A 1,769-nucleotide genomic window follows, 5' to 3' on the forward strand; every position below is an offset into this window, starting at 1 on the left:
CTCGCTACGACAAGCTGGCCAAGAGCTACGCAGCCATGGTCACGCTGGCTTGTAGCCTACGTTGTATGCGGCAATACTTTTCGTACAAAACCTAGGGCCAGCAGAGAGAGCTTTAAGCTGATGAAGAGGATCCTCAATCAATTCAACCATCACTCCCACCCCATTATCAATAGCTATTACACGATCTGCATTTTGATCCAGGTATGTTAAGGTGTACTTATCACCATTAAGAGCAGTCACCGAACTCAGGTAACCCTTAGATGTAAAATACATTTCTATATTCGCAGAAGACCTATATAGCCAACCATCAGCCTGAGCTATCAATATACCAGAATCAGTGCTAGACCTATATTCTAGACCATCTGTCAAAAATATGGACTCACGACCATCCGCGCTGACCAAAACTACCGTCTTACTCCCAAAGTACAGTGATGTAGAAAAATTATGCCTCCATACTCCATCCAAACTATTGTATGAGCGACCAATAATGATAGGGTTTGCCCCGCCGCTTTTAAAATCAATTTCTTCCTGATACTTGTTGCCGTTGGCAGCATTTAGTGGATTGCCTACACCTGAAGAAGGATTTGAGCATGAGGCAATTTCTATTGGATTACCCACCTGAGCCTTACTACTGCAACTGTTTGTACGGCGATCAGGTGATGTATCAATATCGCAATCTACAGTCGTAAACTGGGCACCGCCAAAATGGCCATCCTCAACGCCATCGTTCCATCCACAGTCGTAAACTCCGGCACGATAACGATTCAGCTCAGGCCTATAATTAGAAATCAAATGCGACCATTAATACTCTGAGTATAGGTAGTCACACGCCTTACGGGGATCGTTAAATCCTAATTGACTGTTAGGCTCCCACCAATAGCTATAGGTATCAGCGGCAGACACCACTGAAAAAAAGAAGAAAAAACAAAAACCCCTATAACTGAAGACCGGAGAGCCGAAATACAACCACATTCAAAAACAATAAACTTAAACATTCCACCCCCCTAAAAACCCTAATAAAATCAGCCTTCACTAAAAACCTCTAACTGTAACAATTTTTTCTCCATTGACACACATAAAAAAACCAACTAAAATTTACGCGCTTCACCTATAACTCAAACAGAAAACACATACACTCAGGCGACCATCTGCGTCTCATTCGGAGACACGAAAAAGCCAGAAACCGCAAATTCCCTGAACTCTGAAAGTCAGAAAAAATCGCAGCGAGCAGACCAACCTGAATTTACCAACCCCGCTCCACCACTCCAGCCAACTCACAGCTGGCAACGGCAGTCTGCTCTCATCTGCGCTTACTTAGTTACCCTAGGCACTAATGAAGACATATCCCAAACCAGCAATTGAAGCTTGATGCTGTGCTTCCGATTCTTTTCAGGAGCCAGCCCCCATGGTGCAATCCAATACCAAAGTCGACAAGACTGATTGACTCAAGCCAAGAACGTCGAAAAATCCAGTGCTCACGTGATCGAGCGGGAACTCAACGCCACAGTGTTTTCCCATGTTTTCGTCCTACCTAACAAGCGGCGTACCGCATGAAGATTTTACACTCGGTATGCAAACGCCTCTAACCTCGGTTACGGTTACGGTTACGGTTACGACTTGTGAAAGATCTTATTACCTTAAATACGTAGATCCCAGATAACATTGTATTTTTCGAGAGCTGACCTTAGAACGGTGGAGAGCTTACGCCAGAAAGCCTAGGAATGGTCTGAAGTAGGCCGCTATTTTTAGACTGCTGAGCCATAGCCGCT

At 44.5% G+C, this 1,769-nt stretch carries 2 pseudogenes; one reads left to right on the forward strand and one right to left on the reverse strand.

Annotation, left to right across the window (positions count from 1 at the left end):
* Window positions 1-95: pseudogene (locus AO277_RS13185) on the forward strand (IS5/IS1182 family transposase); the annotation flags it as partial.
* Between the two features lie 334 nt (window positions 96-429).
* On the opposite strand, the pseudogene AO277_RS29130 reads toward AO277_RS13185, so the two are convergent.
* Window positions 430-618: pseudogene (locus AO277_RS29130) on the reverse strand (DUF6531 domain-containing protein); the annotation flags it as partial.
* Window positions 619-1,769: the final 1,151 nt, after the last annotated feature.

This window comes from Pseudomonas amygdali (assembly GCF_002699855.1).
GTDB lineage: Bacteria > Pseudomonadota > Gammaproteobacteria > Pseudomonadales > Pseudomonadaceae > Aquipseudomonas > Aquipseudomonas amygdali.